Origin of the sequence: Syntrophomonas sp. DTU019 (assembly GCA_913757435.1) — a bacterium.
Classification (GTDB): Bacteria; Bacillota; Syntrophomonadia; order Syntrophomonadales; family Syntrophomonadaceae; genus DTU019.
This window is the reverse complement of record CAJYDM010000002.1, coordinates 292157-315762: the sequence shown is the minus strand read 5'-3', so window position 1 is coordinate 315762 and position 23606 is coordinate 292157. Positions and strand designations below refer to the sequence as shown.

Sequence of the window (23606 nt, the reverse complement as noted above, 5' to 3'; positions counted from 1 at the left end):
GTGGAAAAATGAAGCAAACCAGAAAACTCACCGCTCTGTCTCCCAAATACCCCCAAAATCCTAGTTTTAACGTGTATCCTTATCATACCTTCAATCCTTCAAGCGCTGCAACAAAAAAGACAAACCCGCTGGCTCGGGGTAAACCAGCGGGTTTGTGTCTGTTTTAAATCCATACTGTTGAGGAGGGGAGTAAGGATTTAATTAGCCTTTGATAATCCTTGGGGTTATCATCTGATGGGGCGGGCATATGGAAGTGGGATTTTGATACGAGGCTCCCACAAAAGCCTTGCAGTATTTGCGCAGCTCGTCCAAATTCACAACTTCATCGACAAAGCCGCGCTTGGCGCAGAAAGCCGGCCGGGATCTCTCATAGTAATCCTTGACGATGTCATTCATCTTTTCAATAATGGGTTCCAGTGGCTTGCCAGCATCTTTTTCTTTGACCAGGCGGCGCGAATAGGTGGCGGCAGCGGCGGTTTCCCCATGCATGACATAAATTTCCGTGGCAGCCGTGCCCAGTGTAAAGATGTTATTGTTGTTGGCGTTGGGCCCGCCCATAACATAGTGGGCTGCAGCCGTGCCCTTCCTTAAGACCACTAGCATCATAGGTAGTTCTGTGCTTTCGATGGAATAAATCAGTGATTGGCCCAACCCCAGGAGTTCGGCCCTTTCAGCGATGTCACCCACATCGATGCCGGTGGTATCCTGCACCCATATCATGGGGATACGGTCACGGCCACAGAAGGTAACGAATTCGCTCATTTTTATCAGGCCTTGGCGGTAGAGCTTTCCGCCCATACCCTGGTACTGGTCGGTGTATTCAGGATATTCAGCACCCAGAGCACCCTGATTGTTGCCAATCACACCACACAGATAGCCGTCGATTTTGGCCAGACCGCAATAAACCTCGGGCCCGTAATCAGGCTTGTATTCCAAGTGCTCGCTATTGTCAAACAGCCGAGCCAGAACCTCAGGCATAGAATAGGTTCTTCTCTGATTGGCAGGCACCAGGCTGTAAAGGTCTTCAGCCGGAAACTTCGGCTCTACCGGATCCGCTACCCGGAAAAAGTCGGGATGGTAGGCTGGCATATCCTGCATGTATTTTTTAATTCTGTCCAGTACAGCTTCCTCAGTGTCACATACCTCTCTGAAGAATCCAGTGCCGTTGTAATGGATTTCAACCCTGCCCGGAGGAGTTGAAGACAACTGCCTGGTGGCATCGATCAGGCTCTCGGCAGTCTCCTCGTCGAAATAACCTTTAGGCGACATGCCACCCACAATACCTCCGCCGCCTACGGCGATATTGGCATTCTTATGGGCTATTAAGGTAGTGGGGCTGATGCCGTGGTAACCACCGCCAGCCGGATTAGTGCCATAAATGCCCACTATCACTGGTATACCCATCTGCTGGAGTTCGGCGTGGCGATAGAAAGTAGTGCCATTACCCCTGCGGTTGGGATAAACTTCTTCCTGTTCCATCAGTTTCACACCGCTGCAGTTTAGCACCCATACCAGCGGTATGTGCAGTCTTTTGGCCATATCGGTGACCCTGAGAATATTGTCGGCTTGTCCGGCGATCCAGGCTCCGGCCATGATTTTGTTGTTAGAGGCGATGATTACTGCCCATTTGCCCGATATTTTGCCTAATCCGTCAATTACACCGGTGCTGCCTTCTTCATTGCCCTGTGGATCATAGATGGTATGCAAAGGGCAAAAGGTGCCCGGATCTACCAGGTATTCGAGGCGCTGCCAGACGTCCAATTCCCCTTTTTTGTTCATCAAATCGGTGGCTTTGCCTGAATTCTTAACTCTTTCCACTTCTGCGGCTATGACCGCTTCGACCTTTTTAAGCTCTTCAGTATTGGCCTTATTAGCCTTTCTCAGTGCTTTGCCGATGCCAGGCATTTCCTTAAAATATGGATGTAGTGAAAAACCGTATTCGCTCATCTTCTTCTCCCTTCTTCCAAAAACATTAATAGTTTAAAACCTGGTATGCTTATCTGTTGGGCTGATAACCCAGCTCAATGTTGGCGATGATCTGCATGTGCATGTTGGAGGTGCCTTCCAGGGTTTCGAACTGTTTGGCATCACGCAGCCATCTTCCGCATGGATATTCGGTGGAATATCCATAGGATCCATAAATCTTCATAGCCATATTAGCGGCATGTACTGCAGCCTGACAACCGAATAACTTGGCCATGGAGGTAGCCTGCTGGCTGGGCAATCCTTTGTCTTTTAGCCAGGCAGCGCGGTAAACCAGGTACTTGGCGGCTTCATCTTCCAGTTTCATCTCTGCCAGCTGCGCCTGAATCATCTGGTATTTACCAATCGGTTTGCCAAACTGGGTGCGTTCGTTAGCATATTGCACCGAACCTTCCAGGCAGGCGGCGGAAAGCGCAGCCGCTCCAGTAGCGCAGCCCATGCGGGTGTTGTTAAGCTGCCACATACAGATGAAAAAGCCCTTATTTAAAGGTCCCAACAGGTTTTCTTTCGGTATTATGGCGTTTTCGAAAACCAGCTCCGAGGTGGGAGCGGTCCACATGCCAACTTTAGTGGTTATAGGAATCCTGGTAATGCCGGGAGTGTTATTGTAATCGACGATAAAGCAGGATAGACCATTGTGGCCAGCACCCTTCTCGGTTACTGCGTATACCAGGCCCACATCGGAAACATGACCTCCGGATATCCACATCTTGCTGCCATTCATCAACCAGTGGTCACCCTTGTCTTCAGCGAACGTCTTCATGCTGGCCACATCCGAACCGGAATTGGCTTCAGTTATGGCGAAGCTGCCTACATGCTCTCCGCTGATCAGTTTGGGGATGTATTTCTCCTTCTGTTCCTTGGTGCCATACTGATTGATAGTCATCGCCGGCCCCCAGCAGTTGCCGCTTATGCTCAGCCGCCAGGAGGTATGAACTTTAGCAATTTCGTAAAGGGCCAAAACCGCCTCCATCCAACCCATGCCATTTCCGCCGTATTCCTCGGGGATGCTCCAACCTAAGAGACCCAATTCGCCCATCTTGGTTAAAATCTCTCTGCGATAATAGTGGTTTTCCTCGTCCTGGTCAACATAAGGGGCAATTTCCTTCTCTGCGAAGTTTTTGGCCATTTCCTGAACCATCTTTTGTTCATCTGTTAAATCAAAATTCACAAGATCTACCTCCCAAACCTTATATAATCACTATCAGTTTTTATTTAAAAGGGGGGATAATGAACTCGGTATATTGCAACAATCTATAAGGCATTAGTTTACGGAATTATAATCCCCCCTGTTATAATCCGTTATTCTGATTAAGGTAGTTTAGAGATTAAACCGTCCGGGCTTATCATTAGACCCCCCTTCTTAACACATGGTCATAATATTACCGTAATAGTAATGCAAATGTTGTGCCATCAATGACTGCAACATCTATGATGGCGTTTGCGCCGGATTCGGACTGTATTGGTCAAGGATAGAGTGGGGGCTATCATGCCAACTCCCTTATTTAGAGCTTTAGGCTTTGATTGCAGGAAAGCTGAATGAGATATTGCAGGGCTTAAGAAGACTTTGGGTTGAAGATTGCCTGAAGCAGACGGTTGTAAGGTATCGCGTACAATTGTATGGATATAAAAACAACATATTAACCATATTAAAGCCTCATCCGACCATGTTTTCAATCCCATCCTTCCTCTACCCGGGAGTATGAGCTAAACCTGTCACGACCAGCCAATGGGCTGGAGTCAGCAACCTGGTCGCCAAATGGGGTTTGCCCCAATCCCCTAAGACCGCAGCATATCCAATTAGGTATCCTGCCTGCTAGCCAATAGACCGTGCTAGTATTTGCTTTCAACGTCATACCCCGGCTGATACTGCGCAATAAGAAACTACTGCTATTCGTATCGTCTTCATTTATAATGTATAAGAAATCGGAATGGCCTCTTTGAGGCCACAGTCTACCCGATTCTCAAAGGGGATTAAATGAATCAGCCGATATGGATCGTTCGCCAATATGATATTGAACAAGCCCGCACTATAGCTAAAAACCTGGGTATAAGCATTACTGCAGCCATATTGCTGCAGCAGCGTGGCCTGTGTACCGAGGAGCAATGCCGACGGTATCTTTCACCCCGCTGGGAAGAACTCACTTCCCCGCATGCCCTAAAGGGCATGGTTACAGCAATAGAGGTGATCGAAGAGACGATTTTAGCCCGGCAACCTATAATCGTATACGGAGATTATGACGTGGATGGGGTCTGCAGTACGGTTATATTGAGAGAATGTCTGGAGATGCTTGGCGCTGAGGTGGATTATTATATTCCCGACCGATTTCAGGAGGGCTATGGGCTCAATATGCAAGCTGTACGGCAACTGGTTGGGCAAGGTTATGGGCTGCTCATAACTGTTGATTGTGGCATCAGGTCAGTGGATGAGGTGGCCGCAGCCAGGAGGCTCGGTATGAAGGTGGTTGTCACCGACCATCATATGCCGGGTGAAATACTCCCCGAGGCAGACGCCATAATAAATCCTCAACTGGATGACCACAACCCGGGCAGCCGCAAACTGTGCGGGGCTGGGGTGGCCTACCAGCTGGCCCGTGCCCTAACGAAGCAGTCTAAACCAGACCTTTGGCTGGATCTAGTGGCTCTGGCCACCATTGCTGATATCGTTGAGCTGACCGGTGACAACCGCATCTTGGTAAGACACGGGCTGCAATGCCTGTCTGATACCGTCAGGCCCGGACTAAGGGCCTTGATGGATCTGGGTGGTATCAAACCTGAGGAACGGCTGGATTCCTGGCAAATCGGTTTCATATTGGCTCCGCGCCTCAATGCAGCCGGTCGGCTGGACCACGCCCGGCTCAGCGTGGAACTGCTCTATAGCCGCGAGGAGCAACAGGCCAGCTACCTGGCGGAGAGACTTGACCGCCTCAATGAGGAACGGAAACAAATCGAGGAAATAATAGTAGGCGAAGCGTCCCTTAAAATAGCTCACCAACCATCCTTAAAGGATAAACCAGTGCTGCTTATAGACGGCAGTGACTGGCACCATGGAGTTCTGGGCATTGTAGCTTCACGGCTCTGTGAACAGCACCATAAACCGGTCATCCTCATAAACTGGGAGGACGATATCGGGCGGGGTTCATGTCGCAGCATTGAGGGCTTTGACATCAATGCCGCCTTGCAGGCCTGCCATAGACATCTTCGTCAATTCGGGGGGCACCCCATGGCGGCAGGCCTGACCATAGAGCGGTCGAAACTGTCTGCCTTTGATGAGGCTTTGCAGGCCTGGAGCCAGCAGCACTGTCCGGCTCAGCTAAAACGATCAGAACATCACATAGATATTGAACTTACCCCCGAGGAGTTAAACTGCCAGCTATGGCAGGAGATCCAGGCTATGGAGCCTTTCGGGCCCGGTAATCATGCCCCGGTACTGGCGGTTAGGGGAGCGGCGCTGTATCAAGCGGGTATGGTAGGTTCTGAAGGCCAGCACTTTAAGGCCCGCCTGCAAGGCACCGACCTGGGCGTGATCGCTTTCGGCAAGCCGCATCTGGTGGATTTTAAGTCAAGCCATTACCGGGCCGATATCAGCTTTCAACTGGACCGCAACCAATTCCGAGGCCGGACCAGTCTGCAACTCAAAGTCAAAGAGATGCGTACTTCCTATCAGACTGAAGCACAGTCCGGCCATACACCGGCTTCATGGCTCTCAGCTGCTGTTTCCCGGCTGGAGCAGCAGCAGGTGGTAGTGTTAAATGTGCCTACCTATCGGTTGTGGAAAAAAGTTAGACATTACCTGCAACTGTGGTTGTGTGAATCAGTACTGTACAGCCTGCACGGCCATATGCCCTTGAGCCGGCGTCAGGCCGGAGAGCGGGCCTTGCATGCAGGCGTTCCGGGCATTTATATAATTACCCGGGCTTACAACTATTATATGCAGCATAACGGCCTTTCATGGCAAGGCGGTTATGCTATAGACTTGCAAGCCAGGGAGGAAGGAGCGGCCACATACGACATTGATGAGAGCAGTGATCGGTCGGCACCCTTCCCATTATCTTTGGCATACCCTATTAAGGCGGGAAATATGCTTCCGAAGGGGCGATATGCAGTGTATGTCAATCGCCCCAGGACTTTGCAAGGCTGGCAGCAACGGCATCAAAACCTTTACAACGAAGTTGGTTTGAATGATACTCAGCAACGCCGCCGGATGAGGATGCAATTCTCCAGGGCGGCTGCTGGATTCCTGCTCACCGATGGCAATGCCTGTGGTGACCCGGTAACGGATATTGACGGGATTTGGCTGGCTGACCTGCCCTTTAGCCTGATGGAGATAACCCAGCTATATTGGGAATTGGGGGGCAGTGGCGCTACGCCTTTGGGTTTGCTGTTTGAACCCGAACAGGCCGAGGCCAATCGCAGTTTTTTGGAGCGCTTCTATCCCGGCCCGGAATTGCTCCGTCCAGTGTATACGGCCTTGTGTTCCCTGGGTCCGCAAGCCCTGCAGGGCGAACCTGCCCACCTCTGCCAGGCTTTGTCAGACCGGAGTGGGGTACGCCTGCACCCGACAAATTTGGGGGCTTTGTTGCAGATACTTGTCGACCTGGGCTTGTGCCAGGTTAAGAAAAAGGGTAGTATTATGGCAATAAAGTTGGTGCCCCAAGTTAAAACCAGCTTTGATATGGTTGATTCCCCTTATTATCTTGAAGGCCTGGCCGAAAAGAAAGCTTTCCATGATCTGATGGAAAGTCTTCAGTTATTGCCGCTTAGGTGACATCAATGGATCCAAAATTACAGCAGATTCTGGATAAGGTGGCCGCTTATGACCCGGATGCCAATCTGGACCTCATAACCAGAGCTTATCTATATGCCAGCAAAGCACACGAAAACCAAAAGCGTATATCCGGCGACCCGTATATCAGCCATCCGGTCGAGGTAGCCCTTATCCTGGCAGACATTGAAATGGATGTCGCATCAGTGTGTGCTGCTCTTTTGCATGATGTGGTAGAGGATACCATTGTGACCTATCAGGATGTGGTAAAAAACTTCGGAGAAGAAATCGCCCTCTTGGTTGAAGGGGTTACCAAGCTGTCGCGCATCAACTTCAAGACCAAACAAGACGCCCAGGCTGAAAACCTGCGCAAGATGTTTATCGCTATGGCCAAGGATATCAGGGTTATTCTTATAAAACTGGCTGACCGTTTACATAACATGCGCACCCTGGACTATCAAAGTGAACCAAAACAGAAAGAGATTGCCACTGAGACCCAGGAGATATTTGCCCCGCTGGCTCATCGCCTGGGGATCTTTAAATTCAAATGGGAACTAGAGGATCTGGCTTTCGCCTACCTGGACAACGATACTTACCGCGAGGTGGCCACGCGGCTCAAACTGAAACGGAAACAGCGGGAAGACTATGTCAATGAATTGATCGAGCAGCTTCGCAGCGGCCTGGATCAGATCGGCATCAAGGCAGAAATCAAAGGCCGCCCCAAGAACATTTACAGCATTTATAAAAAGATGATCAAGCAAGGCAAGGAAATTGATGAGATCTATGATAAAATTGCCATCCGGGTCATCGTGGACGACATCCGTCAGTGTTACGGGGTCTTAGGCATAATACATACTATGTGGAAGCCGCTCCCGGGACGATTCAAAGACTATATAGCCACACCCAAACCGAATATGTACCAATCCTTGCACACTACCTTGATCGGACAGGGGGGTGAACCGTTCGAGGTGCAAATCCGCACCAGGGATATGCACCGTACTTCCGAATACGGCATCGCTGCGCATTGGCGCTATAAAGAGGGCGACACCGGCCGGGAGCGTAAACTGGATGAGAAATTGGCCTGGCTGCGGCAGATCCTGGAGTGGCAGCAAGATATCAAGGATACCGACGAATTTATGGAATCCTTAAAAATAGACCTGTTCGATGACTCGGTTTTCGTCTTTACCCCCAAGGGGGCAGTAATAGAGCTGCCCAAAGGCGCTTGTCCGGTGGATTTCGCCTACCGGGTGCACACCGAAGTGGGGCACCAGTGCACCGGCGCGCGTGTCAACGGGCGCATCGTACCGTTGGATTACACTTTGAATAACGGTGAGATTGTGGAGATTATCACCTCCAAAAGCTCACCGGGACCGTCTAAAGATTGGCTCAATTTCATCAAGACCTCATCTGCCAAAAGCCGCATCAAGGCATGGTTTAAGAGGGAGAAGCGCCAGGTCAATATCATGCGCGGCCACGAACTCCTGGAAAAGGATTTGAAAAAGAAACACCTCGATCCCCGCGAGTTATTAAAGGAAGACAAGTTGATGGATATAGCCCGGCGCTTTGGCTATAGTACCGTCGACGATCTCCTGGCCGCCTTGGGTGATGGGGCTCTGACGGTCAATCAGGTCATTAATAAACAGAAGGAATTATACTTTCCGGAAGCCAGCGTTGAGGACATATTGAAGACCAGCGTCAACCGCCCGGCGTCGCACGCCGATAAGGATACCCGGGCCTTGCGCATCAAAGGGGTGGACGATGTCGCTATACGCCTGGCACGCTGTTGCAACCCCTTGCCTGGTGACCAAGTTTTAGGGTATATTACCAGAGGACGGGGAGTATCCGTTCACCGTCAAGATTGCCCCAACATGCAAAACTATATGAATCATGAACCGGACCGTATTATTGATGTGGAATGGTCTGATGACCGGGGGATTTATGGGGTGGAACTGGAGGTCCGGGCAATGGACCGTCCCCGGCTGACCACCGATGTGATGATCGTCATCGCTGATACCAAAATCCACATCAATTCGGTATATTCCCGCATCACCAAGAATAACCGGGTAATAATGAATTTTAAACTGGAGATAAAGGACATGAGTCATCTGCAGGCGGTTATTCAGAGGATACAGAAGGTTAAAGATGTGATGGAAGTAAGACGGGTCTTGCCAGGTGAATACAGGGGAGATTAAATGAGGGCAGTGGTTCAGCGCACGGTCGCTAGTAAAGTAACGGTGGAAGGCCGGGTTGTTGGAAGTATCGGCCAGGGTCTGATGGTCCTCTTGGGTATTAAGAAGGGCGACACTGAAGATGAGGCCGATTACCTGATGGAAAAGATCTCCCAACTGCGGATCTTTGCTGATCCGCAGGGTAAAATGAATCTCTCGGTTCAGGATATAGGCGGAGAGGTCTTATTGATCAGCCAGTTCACCCTTTACGGAGATGCCCGTAAAGGGCGCCGGCCCAGTTTTACTGAAGCCGGACCCCCTGAAGAGGCAGAACCTCTGTTCGACTATTGTATAGAGAACCTGCGTTCCAAAGGAATCAAGGTCGAAACTGGGGAATTCGGGGCCGACATGAAGGTGGATATATGCAATGATGGCCCCTGCACCATTTTGCTGGATAGTGCCCGAGCATTTTGATAAGGAGGAAGAACAGTGATTCTCAAGCGCATCGAGATTAGTTCCATGGCAGTCAACTGCTATATAATTGGCTGCGAAGAGACCAGGGAGGCGGCGGTGATAGATCCAGGGGGGAACTCCCGCGGCATTTTAAAAGTCCTGAATGATAACGGACTTAAAGCCATCTACATTATCAATACCCACGGCCATATTGACCATATAGGAGCCAATCGGGCTATCAAAGATGCCACCGGAGCCAAGGTTTTGATCCACCACAAAGATGCCAAAATGTTGACCAATGCGGTCTCCAACTTTTCTTTCATGATGGGTCAGCAAGTCACCAGTCCGCCGGCGGAGGAGTATATAGATGAAGGCGACATCATCAAGATAGGCAATACGGTAGAATTGAAGGTGATTCATACCCCGGGGCACAGTCAGGGTGGGATCTGTTTAGCCACCGAAGGGATGATTTTTACTGGAGACACGCTTTTCTATGGTTCGATCGGACGCACCGATTTTCCCGGAGGTTCATACGATGAGCTGATCGCCAATATCAAGAACAAACTGCTCTGCTATGATGATGAAGTGGTGGTCTATCCCGGGCACGGCCCGGCTTCGACTATAGGCTTTGAGCGCAGGCGCAATCCTTTCCTCCGCGACTAAGTGATAATTAATAATTTTAGCCCGTCCTGGCCTTTACAGGCCGTGAGCATTATGCTATTATTGCGATATCAATAATTTAAATGCTGTGAATAAGTAAAGTAGGTCTGGGAAATCAGACAGAGAGAGGATGCCACCGGCTGCAAGCATCCTTATGAGGAAGCAGATTGAAGTTCACTTAGGAGCACCCGGCTGAAACATATGCAAGTAGGTCGAGGCGGAGCCCTTGCCGTTAAAAGAGGGGGGATATCGGATTAAACCTGTATCCTTTAAGCAGGCCCTGAACCATTATTGGGTGGTATAGCGTGTAAGCACCAGACTTCACGTCCCATGAGGATGTGAAGCCTTTTTATTTCCAGCCTGCTCTACAGATCCTGTATCCTGATAGCTAAAGCGGCCTTATGGCAAATTGGGTGGTACCGCGGGAAGTTCGCCTCTCGTCCCTGGTGGAGAGAGGTTTGTTTGTTTTCTGGGGTATATGAACACAGTGAAAGAGGGTGGATTCGAGGATGTCAGCAGAGCTTTACAGCCCGGGGATGTTTCCCTTCGATAATAACAGCTCAACATTGGCTAGATTATTGAAGGAGATGGTCTATCATGATAAATACTGCATTGAAAAAGACTGCCTCCATGCTGGTAGCGGCTACAGACGGAGAAACCAGCATGATAAGAGTAAAGAATGTATGCTTCGGAGGCAAGCAGATTCCGGTAATAGCAGGCCCATGTGCCATTGAGAACGAAGATAACCTGCGCGAAACCGCCTTCAAGGTCAGGGCGGCCGGTGCGGTAATGCTCCGCGGGGGAGCCTATAAGCCGCGCACTTCTCCGTACAGTTTTCAAGGCCACGGCCGCTCCGGGCTGCAATGCCTGGCCCGAGTAGGTGAGGAAATGAATATGCCGGTGATCACTGAATTGATGGATGGTGAAGACCTGGATGCGGTGATGGAATATAGCGATATAATCCAAATCGGCGCCCGCAACATGTATAATTACAGTCTATTGCGCAAATTGGGAAAAATCAATAAACCGGTGGTCTTGAAAAGAGGCCTCTCGGCCACTATCGAAGAATGGCTCCTGGCGGCGGAATACATTTTGGCCGGTGGCAATAAGCAGGTTATCCTGTGTGAACGGGGCATACGCAGTGCTGAAACCTGGACCAGGAATACCCTTGATTTGAATGCGGTGGCCCTGGTCAAACAGCTCTCCCACCTGCCGGTGATAGTCGATCCCAGTCACGGCACCGGGGTGCGCAGTCTGGTAGGCCCCATGTCTATGGCCGCTGTAGCTGCAGGAGCCGACGGATTGATGATCGAAGTCCATCCCCGGCCAGAAACCGCCCTGTCAGACGGAGAACAGTCTCTTACCCCCAGAGGCTTCAGCCAATTGATGCGGCAGTTGGAAGCTCTGGTGGCAGTGATGGGAAGGAGGGTGCGCTAATGGCCTATGCTGTACTCGGCCCGGCAGGCACCTTCAGCGAAGAAGCGGCCCGCAAGTTTTGGGGACCGAAAGTTGAGCTTACCACCGTGGAAAGTCTCGATACAATCGGTGCCATGCTCGCCAACCGTCAGGTGCAGGGAGCCCTGGCCCCCCTTTACAACACCTTGACCGGATGGGTGAACCCTACCCTGAATCTGCTCTACAAAAACTCCCTGCTGATCAAAGGCCATTTCGAGATGCCGGTGCGGCAGCATCTCATGGTCTGTAAACCCTGCCGCCTGCATGAAGTGGAGGTGATCATATCCCATCCCCTGGCCATTGAGCAGTGCCGCCACTTCATCACCAGTCAGTTGGGCTGGGTTGAGTTGCAGCCTTGCGCCAGTACCGCCGGTGCGGCCCGGGCTTTACTGACCGAACCCCGCCGGGCTGCCTCCATTAGCAGTTTCCATGCCGCCCGTAATTATGGCTTGAAGATACTACAGCACGATATCAACAGGCCAGGCAATGTTACCCGGTTCGTGCATATCGCAGTTTCCTGAGACCGATGGGTAGGGCAGATTAGGGCTATGCAGCTACTTCAGCCTTAATCAGCAGACCTGGAGATGCCCCCGACCAAGGCCCAAACTGATCGGCCCCAGAGGTCGATCAGTTGATAAAAGATTGACAAAAGCTAGGAGGACACCAATTGCGTATCATACTGGACCTTAAGCCCCCGGAACTGTACGACAGCATTCATGAGCTGATAAGGATGGCCTTTCCCGGTTGTGAAATTGAGCGTACCCGGGATGGGGAAGCAGATCTGCATCTTCGTTTGCGGCTGGATATCAGGGCAAAGCACGCCACCATCAGCGCTGAGATCCGCACCCCCGATGACAAACGCAACTGGGAAAAAGGTTTACTTATACCGGAGAAAGCCCGGGATCGGGTCTTGAACTGGGCCAAACAGCAAGTGCGGGCTTTCAGTTATGACATGCTATGCCAATTGACCGGGCAAAATATCAACCGCTATGGCATTTTGACTGGGATGAGGCCGGTGAAATTGGTACACCGGCTTATCGATCAAGGCCTGGCAGCCTCTGAGATCGAAGCCAGACTCAAGTCAGAATACCGTCTGACGGAGGAAAAAGCCCGTTTACTAACCGAGATAGCATTTGCCAACCGGCCTTATTTGCTCCCCCTGGAGGAGGCCGGGAAATGGGTCAGCATCTATATTGGTATACCTTATTGCCCTTCACGCTGTTATTACTGTTCCTTTCCCGGGGCGGTGTTAGAAGATTATGACCGCGAAATCACTCCTTTCATGGATGCGTTACTTCATGAAATCAGGGCTATCTCAGGCTGTCTGCAAGAGCGCGGCCTGAAGGTTCAAACCGTATATTTGGGCGGAGGTACCCCTACAGTGCTCTCCACACCCCACCTGGAACAGTTATTTGCCGAGCTTAGCGCAAAGGGTTGGATAACCCCGGAAACGGTGGAGATCACTGTAGAGGCAGGCAGGCCGGATACCCTTGACCCTGACAAACTGCGTCTTATGAAGGCGCATGGGGTCAACCGCATCTGCATCAACCCTCAATCCATGAATGATTCTACATTAACGACTATCGGCCGACGTCATGATCAGAAAGGAGTGATACAAGCCCTTGAATGGGCAAGGGAAGTTGGAATCGAAAAAATAAATATGGATGTAATCATAGGCCTTCCTGATGAAGGCCTGAAGGAAAACACGCACACTGCACAGAAAATTCTGGAGTTGCGCCCAGATAATATCACGGTACACACCCTGGCGTTAAAAAGGGGTTCGCTCATGGCTGAGCGGGAAAACGGCATAACTCCCGCTGAGAGGACCAGCCAGGTTGAGGCAGGAGTGGAACTGTTTAGCCGCCTCTTGCGTGAGGCTGGCTATGTTCCTTATTACCTGTACCGGCAGAAGTACATGAAAGCCAGCATGGAGAACCTGGGGTATGCCAGGCAGGATTCCTTCTGTCTCTACAATATTCAGATGATCGAGGAGAGACAGACCATCATTGGCGTGGGAGGTGGGGCCGGTAGCAAATTTATTGATTTGAAGGCCGGCTCCCTGGAATCTTTTTACAATCCCAAAAACCCGAAGGCCTACTGTCAAACCGTGCAAAAGCTGATCTCTCGTAAAGTTGACAAGCTTGGGGCATTAAATTAGAATTATCCATGACAATGGACGTTATTCTACCCAATATTCACAATCTTGGAGGATTTTATGCCTATCAAAGCCCCCCGGGGCACTTACGATATTCTGCCTCCCAACTCCCGCAACTGGCAGGCTATGGAACAAAGCCTAAAAGAGGTGGCCGGTCTCTACGGCTATCAGGAGATCCGCACCCCCATCTTCGAGCATACAGAACTGTTCGAACGGGGAGTGGGTGAAGGCACCGATATCGTCAGCAAGGAAATGTATACTTTTTTTGATAAATCAGGGCGAAGCCTGACTTTAAGGCCTGAGATGACAGCGAGCTGCGCCCGGGCACTGATCGAGCACAGCCTTCACACCGGGTTGCTGCCGGTAAAATGGTTCTATTACGGGCCGATGTTCCGCTATGACCGACCCCAGAGCGGTCGTTACCGGCAATTCCATCAATTCGGGGTGGAAGTCTTCGGCAGTACCAGTCCCATGGTGGATGCCGAGGTATTGATGATGGTGGTGCACATGCTGCAGGCCATAGGCCTGTCCGAATACCGCCTGCATATCAATTCGGTGGGCTGCCCTTCCTGCCGGGAGAGCTACCGCCAGGCTTTATTGGCATTCATCGACCCGTTTTCTAAGGAACTCTGCCCGGACTGCCAGCAGCGTGTTCAGCAGAATCCGCTGCGGGTATTGGACTGCAAAGAAGAACGCTGTCGACAGGCTATAAAAGGACATCCCCGTTTGTTAGATCATCTCTGCTCTAATTGCGCCGAGCATTATCAGCGGGTTTGTCACACCCTTTTATCGCATAACATCTGTTTTGAACATGATGACCAACTGGTCAGAGGCCTGGATTATTACACCAATACCGCCTTTGAGATCCATATCCCCGGCATCGGCGCTCAGAGCGCGGTGGGAGGCGGGGGACGCTACAATGGCCTGGTAAAAGCCATCGAAGGACCCGATCTGCCCGGCATAGGTTTTGCCTTGGGCATGGAAAGGCTCTTGCTGGCCCTGGAGCAGCAGGGCACAGTGAACCGGGGGAATGGCGGAGTGGAAGTCTTTGTGGCGGTTATGGAAGCTCAGTATGAAGAAGAAGCGGTAATTATCCTGCAGCAGTTGAGGGCAGCCGGCATCTCCGCCGACAAGGATTACATGGACCGCAAAGCCAAGGCACAAATGAAATATGCTGACAAGAGCAGGGCTGCTCTGGTGTTATTTGTCGGTGCAGACGAAGTCAAACAAGGCTTCGTGACCGTACGCAATATGATCGATAAGGAACAGGTAGCCATACCTAGAGTTGACCTGGTCCCAGCTATAACCAAACTTTTGCATCATAATGAGGAGGCACAGGCACAATGAAACGAACCCATTACGCCACACAGATAGGGACCAGCCAGGTAGGCCAGGAGGTGGTTCTCAACGGCTGGGTCAACACCCGCCGCGACCATGGAGGTTTGATTTTCATTGACCTGCGCGATCGTTCCGGCATAATTCAGGCGGTATGCAGCCCCGAGGTGGATAGGGATGCCTTTGCCGTAGCCGAACAAATCAGGCCGGAGCATGTAGCAGCCATCAGAGGCACGGTGCAGAAGAGGCCTAAAGACACTGAAAACCCCAATCTTAAAACCGGTCTGGTGGAGATATCTGTATCCGCATTGCTGGTTTTCAACAAGGCCAAAACCCCGCCTTTTTACATTGAAAACAACCTTGACGTGGATGAGAATCTGCGTCTGAAATACCGCTACCTGGACCTGCGCCGCCCGGAGATGATGGATAACCTCATGCTCAGACACCGTATCGTCAAAACTATCCGCGATTTTCTGGATGCCAGAGGTTTCATCGAGGTGGAGACCCCGATCTTGACCTCCAGCACACCGGAAGGGGCTCGCGATTATCTGGTTCCCAGCCGGGTTCATCCAGGACGCTTTTACGGTTTACCCCAGTCACCACAGATATTCAAACAGATGCTCATGGTAGCCGGGCTGGATAAGTATTTTCAGATCGCCCGCTGTTTCCGCGACGAGGATTTGCGTGCCGATCGCCAGCCGGAATTCACTCAGTTGGACATGGAGATGTCGTTTATCGATGAAGAGGATATCTTCACTCTGGTAGAGGAAATGATGGTCTTGTTGTTCGCTGCCACTGGCCGGGAAATAAAAACCCCCTTCCCGCGCATCCGTTATGACGAAGCCATGGCTAAATACGGCAGCGACGCCCCGGATTTGCGCTTTGGCCTGGAGATAGTGGATCTCACCGCTATACTTCACAACAGCCAGTTTAAAGTATTCTCCCAGGCGGTTCAGAATGGAGGTGTGGTGCGGGCTATCAACGCCCGGGGATGCGCTTCCTGGACCCGGCGCGAAATCGATGAAATGGGCAAGCTGGCCGTGGACAGCGGTGCCAAAGGCATGGCTTGGATCGTCTGCACGGAAAATGAATTGAAATCCCCCATCACAAAATTCCTCACCCAGGTTGAAATCGACGGTATAATGCAAGCACTGGATGCTAAACCCGGAGACCTGCTCTTGTTTGGGGCCGATTCCACTGCAGTGGTCAACCGGGTGATGGGATTTTTACGCCTGGAATTGGCGCGGCGGCTTGGCCTGGCTGACCCCCAGGAACTGAATTTTACCTGGGTATACGATTTCCCCTTGTTGGAATACGATGATGAGGAACAGCGTTATGTGGCGGTGCATCACATGTTCACCGCACCGCGTCCGGAGGATATCGAACTCCTGGAGTCTGAGCCTTTAAAAGTCAAAGCCAGGGCTTATGACCTGGTATTAAACGGCACTGAGATCGGGGGCGGCAGCATCCGTATTCACCGCCGCGATTTGCAGGAAATGATGTTTGAACAGGTGGGGATGAGCATGGATGAAGCCGCGGAGAAGTTTGGCTATATGCTGGAAGCTTTTGAGTACGGTACTCCTCCCCATGGCGGCATCGCATTTGGCATCGACCGCCTCTTGATGATAATGGCCGGCCGGCAGAGTATCCGTGATGTGATCGCTTTTCCCAAGACGCAGAGTGCTGCCTGTCCTTTAACTGGAGCGCCTTCTCAGGTCAGTTCCCAGCAATTGCGGGAATTATCACTTAAAATTAAGGAAAAATAACCTTGCATGATACATTTTGGAGAGATAATGGGCGGGGCCATTTCTTGAAAGCCAAGCCCCAAATGTGTTATAGTTTTGCTAACGAGAGATACTAGTAATCAATTATCCCTGCTGTGTGCGTGAGAACAGCCGTTTAGTTTTTGCCAACACCAAAAATTAGGGAACCTGATCTCCATATGTGGCTGTAAGCCCGTTTAAGATGGGAAACATTAATCATGTGGGAGGGTACCCACCTGCGTAGCAGGTTTAAACAACGGTTGCCCACGGCTCGGTGGGGTTTTTATATGCAGGTCGAGGCTGGTGTTATGACCGATATTTGGCAGCGTACCCGACTCCTGTTAGGAGAACGGGCCATGGACAAACTGCAACAAGCCCATTTTTTAATTGTTGGGTTGGGCGGCGTGGGTTCATATGCTGCAGAAGCCATCACTCGTGCCGGGGTGGGAAGAATCACCATAACAGACAGCGATCAGATCGAACACAGTAATCTCAATCGTCAACTGCCTGCTCTGCACAGCACCCTGGGGGAATACAAAACCCGGGCCATGGCTTCCAGAATGCGTGATATCAATCCTTCTATAAACTTGACCCTGTTCACCCTTCGTTTTCACTTCGAAACCAGTCATCAGGTATTCGCCCATCAGGACTATGATTACGTCCTCGACGCTATAGATTCCCTTCCTGATAAAATTCATCTGATAAAAACCTGTATTCAACAGGAAATACCGCTGATCAGCTGCATGGGGGCTGCCAATCGTATCGATTCGCGCCTGCTCACCGTAGCCGATATCAGCCAGACCAGTGTTTGCCCTATGGCCCGCAAAGTGCGCCGGGAGCTGCGCAAGAATGATATCCACCACGGTGTGGAAGTAGTGTTCTCCCGGGAACAGCCTAGAAAGCTGGCCGATGCAGCGGGTCCGGCCTCATTAGGCAGTATGGTAACTGTCACTGCCAGCGCCGGCCTGTTGATGGCCCAGCAAGCCTTAAACCGTTATCTGGGTCTGGTCTAAAATTGCGAGCCACATCAGGAAGGAAGGTTTACATTTGTTTCAACCCCAGCATTCGTCAGTATTAACTGTATATGAACAACTTCTGGCTGCGTTTGGCCCTCGTCACTGGTGGCCCGGGGAGAGCAAGTTGGAAATAATCGTCGGCGCTATCCTCACCCAAGGAGTCTCGTGGAAAAACGTGGAGAAGGCCATAACCAACCTTAAGCAGACCGGCAATCTAGATTTTTCAGCCCTATTAAATATGGAAGACCAACTTCTCTCCGAGTTGATTCATTCTACCTGTTACCACCGCCAGAAGACTCGCAAGCTGAAGTCCTTCTTGGGTTGGGTTTGTGACCGCTATGAAGGCGACTTGGAGCAGATGCTGGATAACCCCACCGCAGAACTGCGCCGGGAACTGCTCCAGCTGTGGGGCATAGGGCCGGAAACGGCCGATTCGATATTGTTATATGCGGGCAACCACCTCGTTTTCGTGGTGGACGCCTATACCAAGCGCATTTTTACCCGCATGGGATCAGTTCCACAAGAGATCGATTATCAACGTTTACAGAGCTATTTTCAGGAGAATCTGCCACCGCAGCCTGAACTGTACAACGAATACCATGCGCTATTGGTCAAACTGGGAGCTGAATACTGTAAAAAACAACGCCCCCAGTGCGGGACCTGCCCGATCTCATCCGGGTGTAGGTACTACCAAGAGCAGGAAAATAATACTAGGAGGTAGAATAATGATTTGGAATAAAGAGCAGGAATGTATGCCTCGGGAGGAGTTAGATAAACTACAATTAAGCAGATTAAAAGATACAGTTTCTCGGGTTTATGACTCTGTTCCGGCCTATAAGTCCAAGATGGATGAAGCCGGGGTGAATCCCCGGGACATTAACAATTTGGCAGACCTTAAATATCTGCCCTTTCTCACCAAGCAGGATTTCCGTGATAATTATCCCTTCGGGCTGTTGGCAGTCCCGATGCGTGATGTGGTGCGCATACAGTCCTCCTCCGGCACTACGGGCAAACCAACCGTGGCCGGATATACCCAGCATGATATCGAAAACTGGGCCGAATTGATGGCCCGGGCTTTGACCGGTGCCGGAGCTACTGCCGATTCGATCATTCAGATCACCTGGGGATACGGCTTGTTCACCGGAGGTTTGGGAGGACATTACGGAGCTGAGAAGATAGGTGCAGCAGTCCTGCCGGCATCAGGCGGCAACACCCGCCGTCAGGTAATGTTGATGCACGATTACGGCACTACGCTTTTAGGTTGTACTCCTTCATACGCCCTGGTCATGTATGAGGAATTCCTTAAGTCCGGGTTGGATCGCTCAGAATTCAAGTTCAAATCAGGGCTATTTGGAGCCGAGCCCTGGTCGGAGAACATGCGCAAAGAGATCGAGAGCAAATGGGAGATTGATGCTTACGATGTCTATGGCATGACCGAACTCATCGGACCGGGGGTGGCCAGCGAATGTGCCTGCAAGCAGGGCTTGCACCTGGCAGAAGACCATTTTCTGGCGGAAATAATAGATCCTGACAGCGGAGCGGTTCTGCCTTATGGCGAGCGAGGCGAGCTGGTCATCACTTCGTTGACCAAACAGGCCCTGCCCCTGGTGCGCTACCGCACCCGGGATCTGACGCAGATAAACCGTCAGCCCTGTGCATGCGGACGGACCCATGCCCGTATTCAGAAAATACTGGGCCGCTCCGATGATATGCTCATCATTCGCGGGGTCAACGTATTCCCCTCCATGGTGGAGAGTATTCTATTACAGATACCTGGAATTGAGCCGCAGTACCAGCTGGTAGTAGACCGGGTCAACAATTTAGATCGCCTTGAGGTGCAGGTGGAGGTTTCCGAGCAGGTCTTCAGCGACGAGGTGAGGAGGCTGGAAGAATTGGAGGCCAGGATCAGCCGGGAACTGGACAGCGGTCTGGGTATAGCGGTGCGGGTGCGGCTGGTAGAGCCCAGAACCATTGAGAGAAGTGAAGGCAAAGCGAAGCGAATAATTGACAACAGGAAGTTATAGGAGGGATTACAATGGCCAAACAGATTTCGATTTTTCTGGAGAACAAGTCCGGCAGGCTGTCTCATGTGACCCGGGTCTTAGGGGATGCAGAGGTGAATATCCGTGCATTGTCGATCGCAGATACTTCTGATTTTGGCATCTTGCGCCTGATTGTCAACGATCCCGAGAAAGCCTACCGCATATTAAAAGAAAAAGGATTTACCGTCAGCCAGACCGAAGTTATCGCCGTGCTGGTTCCGGACACACCAGGCAGCCTAGCCACGGTATTAGAAAGGATGGCCGAGGAAAACCTCAATATCGAATACCTTTATGCTTTTTTAGGGACCAAAGAAGATGACGCCCTGATCATTTTTAAAGTGGAAGATATAGAAAAGGCCAAAAAGGCCTTTGATAAGCAGGGTATACGCTTTCTGGATGAGAAGAAGCTGTATGAACTATAAGTGTCAGGGTAAGTGTCAGGGGACGGTTCTTTGATAAGTGTCAGGGGACGGTTCTTTGACAAAGTGTCAGGGGACGGTTCTTTGACACATTTTCGATGGTGTCAGGGGACGGTTCTTTGACAGATGGTGTCAGGGGACGGTTCTTTGACACATTGTCGATCAACAAAGCAAGTAACCGGGCTGAAGATATCCTTCAGCCCGGTTTTTATCAGTGGACGGGGCTTTGACACACAGAACACAACCTGGTAAAATATGTAAAATACTTTTACCGGGGAAAACAAGTGAATGCCTAGATATCAGAGAGTTATAAGTGAGACTGGAATTTACCATGTTATGTTAAGAGGCAACGAGCGTAAAAACCTGTTCTTCGACGATGAAGATCGGTTGAGGTTTTTGGAAACATTGTCGATCAAGAAGAAGGAAGTAGGGTTTATTTTGTATGCCTATTGCCTGATGGATAATCATGTGCATCTACTTATTCGAGAGGGTAATGAAACATTGGGCCTAACAATGAAAAGGATTAATGTTAGCTTCGCAAACTACTTTAACCAAAAATATCATCGCATTGGGCACCTTTTCCAGGACCGTTTTAAGAGCGAGCCGATCAAAGATGAAAGGCACTTGTTGGCTGTATTACGTTATATCCATCAAAATCCGGTTAAGGCCGGAATGGTAAACCACGCTGGACGATACAATTGGAGTAGTTATTGTGAATATGTGGGGACTCGGACTAATTCCAATGTAGATACTGACTTTATCCTATCAATATTCGCTAAGGACCAAAGAGAAGCAAGATTGCTTTTTGCCCAATTCATGGAGGATGAAAGTCTGGAAACATTTTTGGATGTGAAAGAAGATGCACCAAAGGATTTGCTAACTTCGTATCAGGTGATGGATTTCCTAAAGAATCAGGCCATTATACATGGTATCGAAGGTGACTACCGGATGCTAAAAAGCCATCGGGCGGTAATTGAAGAAACCATTAGAGAACTCAAAACGCGATCCACACTGTCTATCAGACGAATAGCCGAACTGTTAGAAGTTAATCGCGGGTTAGTACAGAGGATCAGAATTAAGTAGCTGTGTCAGAGAACCGTCCCCTGACACTTTTAAAATTCAACCTCCAGGCCGATGTTCAATTGTTTGGCTTTCTCAAGCAAATGGGCTGAAACGATCAAGTCTTGAATGGCCATCCCGGTGGCATCAAAAAGGGTAATGTCATCTTCCGAATTTCTTCCCGGTTTTATACCTTCAAGCACCTCCCCGATCTCAGCAATATCATCTGCAGAAATCCTCCCGGATTTGACCGCATGTTGGCACTCACCTTTTTGTATTACTTGCGCACGTGAATCGCCGAATAATTTTATAGATGCTAATAATTCCGGTTCGATTTCCTGTTTCCCCGGCATGTCAGCCCCAATCGCGTTAATGTGGGTACCTGCTTTGATCCATTGTTTATTAATAAAAAACTTCCGGGAACGTGTACAGGTAACAATAATATCTGCTTGACCGGCAGTTTTTGCAAGCTCAGCATAAAGCACCGCTTTTAACCGTAAATTTGGAAACTTACCCTTTTGTTCCTCAACAAACTGGCAACTTTTTTCATAAATAATGTCGCAAATATAAATCTCCTCGAGGGTCGGCATGGCTGTAGCAAGCCCTAGCAGCTGGGCTCTGCCCTGATTACCGGCACCAACTATAAGTACCTTTTTAGCATCTTTTCTTGCCAGTGCTCTTGCTGCCACTGCGCCAGCCGCTCCTGTTCTCATAAAAGTAATCGGGGTTCCGTCAAGGACTCCTATGGGCTGCTGTTTATCCACATCCATAACCACGATTAATCCTGACAAAGAGGCCAACCCCCGCTGGGGATTTTCAGAGCAAAAGCCAAGCATTTTCATACCAAACACACCTGCGCCGGCCAGGTGGCCTGATTTCAGATCAATTTCGCGCTTTCCGCTTTCAAAGTGATGGACTATTACCGGAAATACTCCGGCTTCTTCTCTGGCATACAGCCTGTACGCCAACTCCACATCGGAAATGGCATCTTCCATGTTGAGCAAATAACTGGTTTGCTCACTATTTAAAATACGAAGTGGATACATATGTATTGCTCTCCTTATCGGTAATCTTCCAATTGCGCCCAGATATTTACCTATCAGCCAGCAACCCAGAGAGTCATTTCCTGGAAAAAGGCAATATCATTCTATTTTTCCATTTTAGCGAAATAATCACCCAACAATCGAAGTCCTTCCTTAAGCATTTCCGGCTTACCAAATCCAAATCCTAACCTGAACGCATTTGGGATTTCGAAACAATCACCATGGCAAAGCAAGACCCCGGTTTTTTCATATATGTCCAAACATAATTGATCACTGGGAATATCAAAATCATACTTTATGAAAACTGTGGAGCTTAAGCTTTGGTATTGGCATGACAAGTGCGGTTGAGTATCCAGCCATTTATCCAGGATGGCTTTGTTTTCCCGGACTATTTGCCGGGCTCTGCGTAAAATCTTTTCGTAGTTTTCAAAGGCGATGGCTGTGATCAATTCATCAAATACACCGCCGCAAATGGTGTCATAAGAACGCCTGTTTTGCAGTCTTTCATATGTACTCCTATCCCGGGTTACAACCCAGCCAACCCTGGTTCCCGCCATCGAAAACACCTTTGAGGTGCTGCTGGTCGCAATGCCTTTTTCGTACACATCCACTATCGATGCCATGTAATCATCGCTTAAACCCCTATAGATTTCATCACACAGTATATAAGCATTCACATTTGCAGCGATTTTAGCAATCTCTCTCAACATGTCTTCTTCAATAAAAGCTCCAGTCGGATTGTTGGGATTGGTTATTATGATCATCTTGGTATTTGAATCAACTGATCTTTGTAATTCATCGAGATCCGGCAAATAACCGTTTTCTTCCTTTAATTCAATATACCGCGTTTCTATTTGCATCGATTCCGGGATTGAATAATGCTGCTGGTAATTGGGCATAAAGATGACCACATTATCGGACGGTTCCAACAGCTCAGTAATTACCATGTTGTTGGCCCCAGTACCACCATGAACCGTCAAAATCATATCCGCGGTCACTTCCCGGTACATTTTGCTGATGGCCTCCAATAGTCTTCTAAAGCCGAAAAAATGTCCATAATGAAGGCTCATTTCCTCTACTTCTTTTAAAAATGTGCCACAATCCTCTCCGATCAAATCAAATAATTCCTTAACCGTAAATGCCTTCACACAGCTTGCACCCAGGTTGTACTTACATCCTTCATCCCTGGGATTCAGCCATTTTTCGAGTTTGAATTCATTAATGCGCATGTTGTTGTCTCCTCTAGTGCTATTTATCATCCCATAACAATACTATAAATGGGTGGCCGCC

Annotated in this window: 18 protein-coding genes, 1 other RNA gene and 1 other annotated feature; of the genes, 15 read left to right on the top strand and 4 right to left on the bottom strand. The window is 49.9% G+C overall.

Annotated elements, in window-relative coordinates:
• Window positions 1–201: 201 nt before the first annotated feature.
• Both AC15IQ_RS07130 and AC15IQ_RS07125 read right to left on the bottom strand, forming a co-directional pair.
• Window positions 202–1947: an acyl-CoA carboxylase subunit beta gene (locus AC15IQ_RS07130; RefSeq protein WP_483178197.1), complete on the bottom strand. Its 1746-nt coding sequence runs from the start codon at window positions 1945–1947 to the stop codon at window positions 202–204.
• 49 nt (window positions 1948–1996) lie between these two features.
• Window positions 1997–3154 carry an acyl-CoA dehydrogenase family protein gene (locus AC15IQ_RS07125; RefSeq protein ID WP_483178196.1) on the bottom strand — a complete coding sequence of 386 codons (1158 nt, stop codon included), beginning with the start codon at window positions 3152–3154 and terminating at the stop codon, window positions 1997–1999.
• Window positions 3155–3961: 807 nt separating this feature from the next.
• Here AC15IQ_RS07125 and recJ point away from each other — a divergent pair.
• The 15 genes from recJ (at window position 3962) to AC15IQ_RS07050 (ending at window position 21297) form a co-directional block, all read left to right on the top strand.
• Window positions 3962–6751 carry a single-stranded-DNA-specific exonuclease RecJ gene (recJ, locus tag AC15IQ_RS07120; protein WP_483178195.1) on the top strand — a complete coding sequence of 930 codons (2790 nt, stop codon included), beginning with the start codon at window positions 3962–3964 and terminating at the stop codon, window positions 6749–6751.
• Between the two features lie 5 nt (window positions 6752–6756).
• A complete protein-coding gene (locus tag AC15IQ_RS07115) occupies window positions 6757–8940 on the top strand; it encodes a RelA/SpoT family protein (RefSeq protein WP_483178194.1) in 2184 nt (727 codons plus the stop codon).
• Window positions 8941–9390, top strand: a complete 450-nt coding sequence (gene dtd / locus AC15IQ_RS07110) for a D-aminoacyl-tRNA deacylase (protein WP_483178193.1) — start codon at window positions 8941–8943, stop codon at window positions 9388–9390.
• 15 nt (window positions 9391–9405) lie between these two features.
• Window positions 9406–10032, top strand: coding sequence for an MBL fold metallo-hydrolase (locus AC15IQ_RS07105; RefSeq protein ID WP_483178192.1), 627 nt, complete (start codon window positions 9406–9408; stop codon window positions 10030–10032).
• Between the two features lie 76 nt (window positions 10033–10108).
• Window positions 10109–10477, top strand: a binding site (T-box leader).
• Window positions 10478–10626: 149 nt separating this feature from the next.
• The gene (gene aroF / locus AC15IQ_RS07100; RefSeq protein ID WP_483178191.1) at window positions 10627–11466 is read left to right on the top strand and encodes a 3-deoxy-7-phosphoheptulonate synthase; all 840 of its coding nucleotides are present in this window, start codon (window positions 10627–10629) and stop codon (window positions 11464–11466) included.
• Window positions 11466–12005 (top strand): prephenate dehydratase, encoded by a 540-nt coding sequence (locus AC15IQ_RS07095; RefSeq protein WP_483178190.1) that lies wholly within the window; start codon window positions 11466–11468, stop codon window positions 12003–12005. The genes aroF and AC15IQ_RS07095 overlap by 1 nt, the downstream gene beginning before the upstream one ends.
• 146 nt (window positions 12006–12151) lie before the next feature.
• On the top strand, window positions 12152–13642 hold the full coding sequence (hemZ, locus tag AC15IQ_RS07090; RefSeq protein WP_483178189.1) for a coproporphyrinogen dehydrogenase HemZ: 1491 nt from the start codon (window positions 12152–12154) through the stop codon (window positions 13640–13642).
• 57 nt (window positions 13643–13699) lie between these two features.
• A complete protein-coding gene (gene hisS / locus AC15IQ_RS07085; protein ID WP_483178188.1) occupies window positions 13700–14986 on the top strand; it encodes a histidine--tRNA ligase in 1287 nt (428 codons plus the stop codon).
• Window positions 14983–16740, top strand: coding sequence for an aspartate--tRNA ligase (gene aspS, locus AC15IQ_RS07080; protein ID WP_483178187.1), 1758 nt, complete (start codon window positions 14983–14985; stop codon window positions 16738–16740). The genes hisS and aspS overlap by 4 nt, the downstream gene beginning before the upstream one ends.
• A 102-nt stretch (window positions 16741–16842) precedes the next feature.
• Window positions 16843–17022: non-coding RNA, 6S RNA (gene ssrS, locus AC15IQ_RS07075), on the top strand.
• A 2-nt stretch (window positions 17023–17024) separates the two neighbouring features.
• Entirely contained in the window at window positions 17025–17750 is a 726-nt protein-coding gene (locus AC15IQ_RS07070; protein ID WP_483178186.1) for a tRNA threonylcarbamoyladenosine dehydratase, read from the top strand.
• 34 nt (window positions 17751–17784) lie between these two features.
• Entirely contained in the window at window positions 17785–18474 is a 690-nt protein-coding gene (locus AC15IQ_RS07065; RefSeq protein WP_483178185.1) for an endonuclease III domain-containing protein, read from the top strand.
• A gap of 4 nt (window positions 18475–18478) precedes the next feature.
• Window positions 18479–19777, top strand: coding sequence for a phenylacetate--CoA ligase family protein (locus tag AC15IQ_RS07060; RefSeq protein WP_483178183.1), 1299 nt, complete (start codon window positions 18479–18481; stop codon window positions 19775–19777).
• An 11-nt stretch (window positions 19778–19788) separates the two neighbouring features.
• Window positions 19789–20217 (top strand): ACT domain-containing protein, encoded by a 429-nt coding sequence (locus AC15IQ_RS07055; RefSeq protein WP_483178181.1) that lies wholly within the window; start codon window positions 19789–19791, stop codon window positions 20215–20217.
• A gap of 285 nt (window positions 20218–20502) precedes the next feature.
• Entirely contained in the window at window positions 20503–21297 is a 795-nt protein-coding gene (locus tag AC15IQ_RS07050) for an REP-associated tyrosine transposase (protein ID WP_483178179.1), read from the top strand.
• A gap of 29 nt (window positions 21298–21326) precedes the next feature.
• Here AC15IQ_RS07050 and AC15IQ_RS07045 read toward each other — a convergent pair whose 3' ends face one another.
• Both AC15IQ_RS07045 and AC15IQ_RS07040 read right to left on the bottom strand, forming a co-directional pair.
• The gene (locus AC15IQ_RS07045) at window positions 21327–22319 is read right to left on the bottom strand and encodes an ornithine cyclodeaminase family protein (RefSeq protein WP_483178177.1); all 993 of its coding nucleotides are present in this window, start codon (window positions 22317–22319) and stop codon (window positions 21327–21329) included.
• A 101-nt stretch (window positions 22320–22420) separates the two neighbouring features.
• A complete protein-coding gene (locus AC15IQ_RS07040; protein ID WP_483178175.1) occupies window positions 22421–23545 on the bottom strand; it encodes an aminotransferase class I/II-fold pyridoxal phosphate-dependent enzyme in 1125 nt (374 codons plus the stop codon).
• Between the last annotated feature and the right edge of the window lie 61 nt (window positions 23546–23606).

Excerpts from the sequence above, each read along its gene's own strand:
- recJ (WP_483178195.1), top strand. The coding sequence starts at position 3,962 with ATGAATCAGCCGATATGGATCGTTCGCCAATATGATATTGAACAAGCC.
- AC15IQ_RS07060 (WP_483178183.1), top strand. The coding sequence starts at position 18,479 with ATGATTTGGAATAAAGAGCAGGAATGTATGCCTCGGGAGGAGTTAGAT.
- dtd (WP_483178193.1), top strand. The coding sequence starts at position 8,941 with ATGAGGGCAGTGGTTCAGCGCACGGTCGCTAGTAAAGTAACGGTGGAA.
- AC15IQ_RS07045 (WP_483178177.1), bottom strand. The coding sequence starts at position 22,319 with ATGTATCCACTTCGTATTTTAAATAGTGAGCAAACCAGTTATTTGCTC.
- AC15IQ_RS07040 (WP_483178175.1), bottom strand. The coding sequence starts at position 23,545 with ATGCGCATTAATGAATTCAAACTCGAAAAATGGCTGAATCCCAGGGAT.
- AC15IQ_RS07050 (WP_483178179.1), top strand. The coding sequence starts at position 20,503 with ATGCCTAGATATCAGAGAGTTATAAGTGAGACTGGAATTTACCATGTT.
- AC15IQ_RS07115 (WP_483178194.1), top strand. The coding sequence starts at position 6,757 with ATGGATCCAAAATTACAGCAGATTCTGGATAAGGTGGCCGCTTATGAC.
- hisS (WP_483178188.1), top strand. The coding sequence starts at position 13,700 with ATGCCTATCAAAGCCCCCCGGGGCACTTACGATATTCTGCCTCCCAAC.
- aspS (WP_483178187.1), top strand. The coding sequence starts at position 14,983 with ATGAAACGAACCCATTACGCCACACAGATAGGGACCAGCCAGGTAGGC.
- aroF (WP_483178191.1), top strand. The coding sequence starts at position 10,627 with ATGATAAATACTGCATTGAAAAAGACTGCCTCCATGCTGGTAGCGGCT.
- AC15IQ_RS07055 (WP_483178181.1), top strand. The coding sequence starts at position 19,789 with ATGGCCAAACAGATTTCGATTTTTCTGGAGAACAAGTCCGGCAGGCTG.
- AC15IQ_RS07095 (WP_483178190.1), top strand. The coding sequence starts at position 11,466 with ATGGCCTATGCTGTACTCGGCCCGGCAGGCACCTTCAGCGAAGAAGCG.
- AC15IQ_RS07070 (WP_483178186.1), top strand. The coding sequence starts at position 17,025 with ATGCAGGTCGAGGCTGGTGTTATGACCGATATTTGGCAGCGTACCCGA.
- AC15IQ_RS07130 (WP_483178197.1), bottom strand. The coding sequence starts at position 1,947 with ATGAGCGAATACGGTTTTTCACTACATCCATATTTTAAGGAAATGCCT.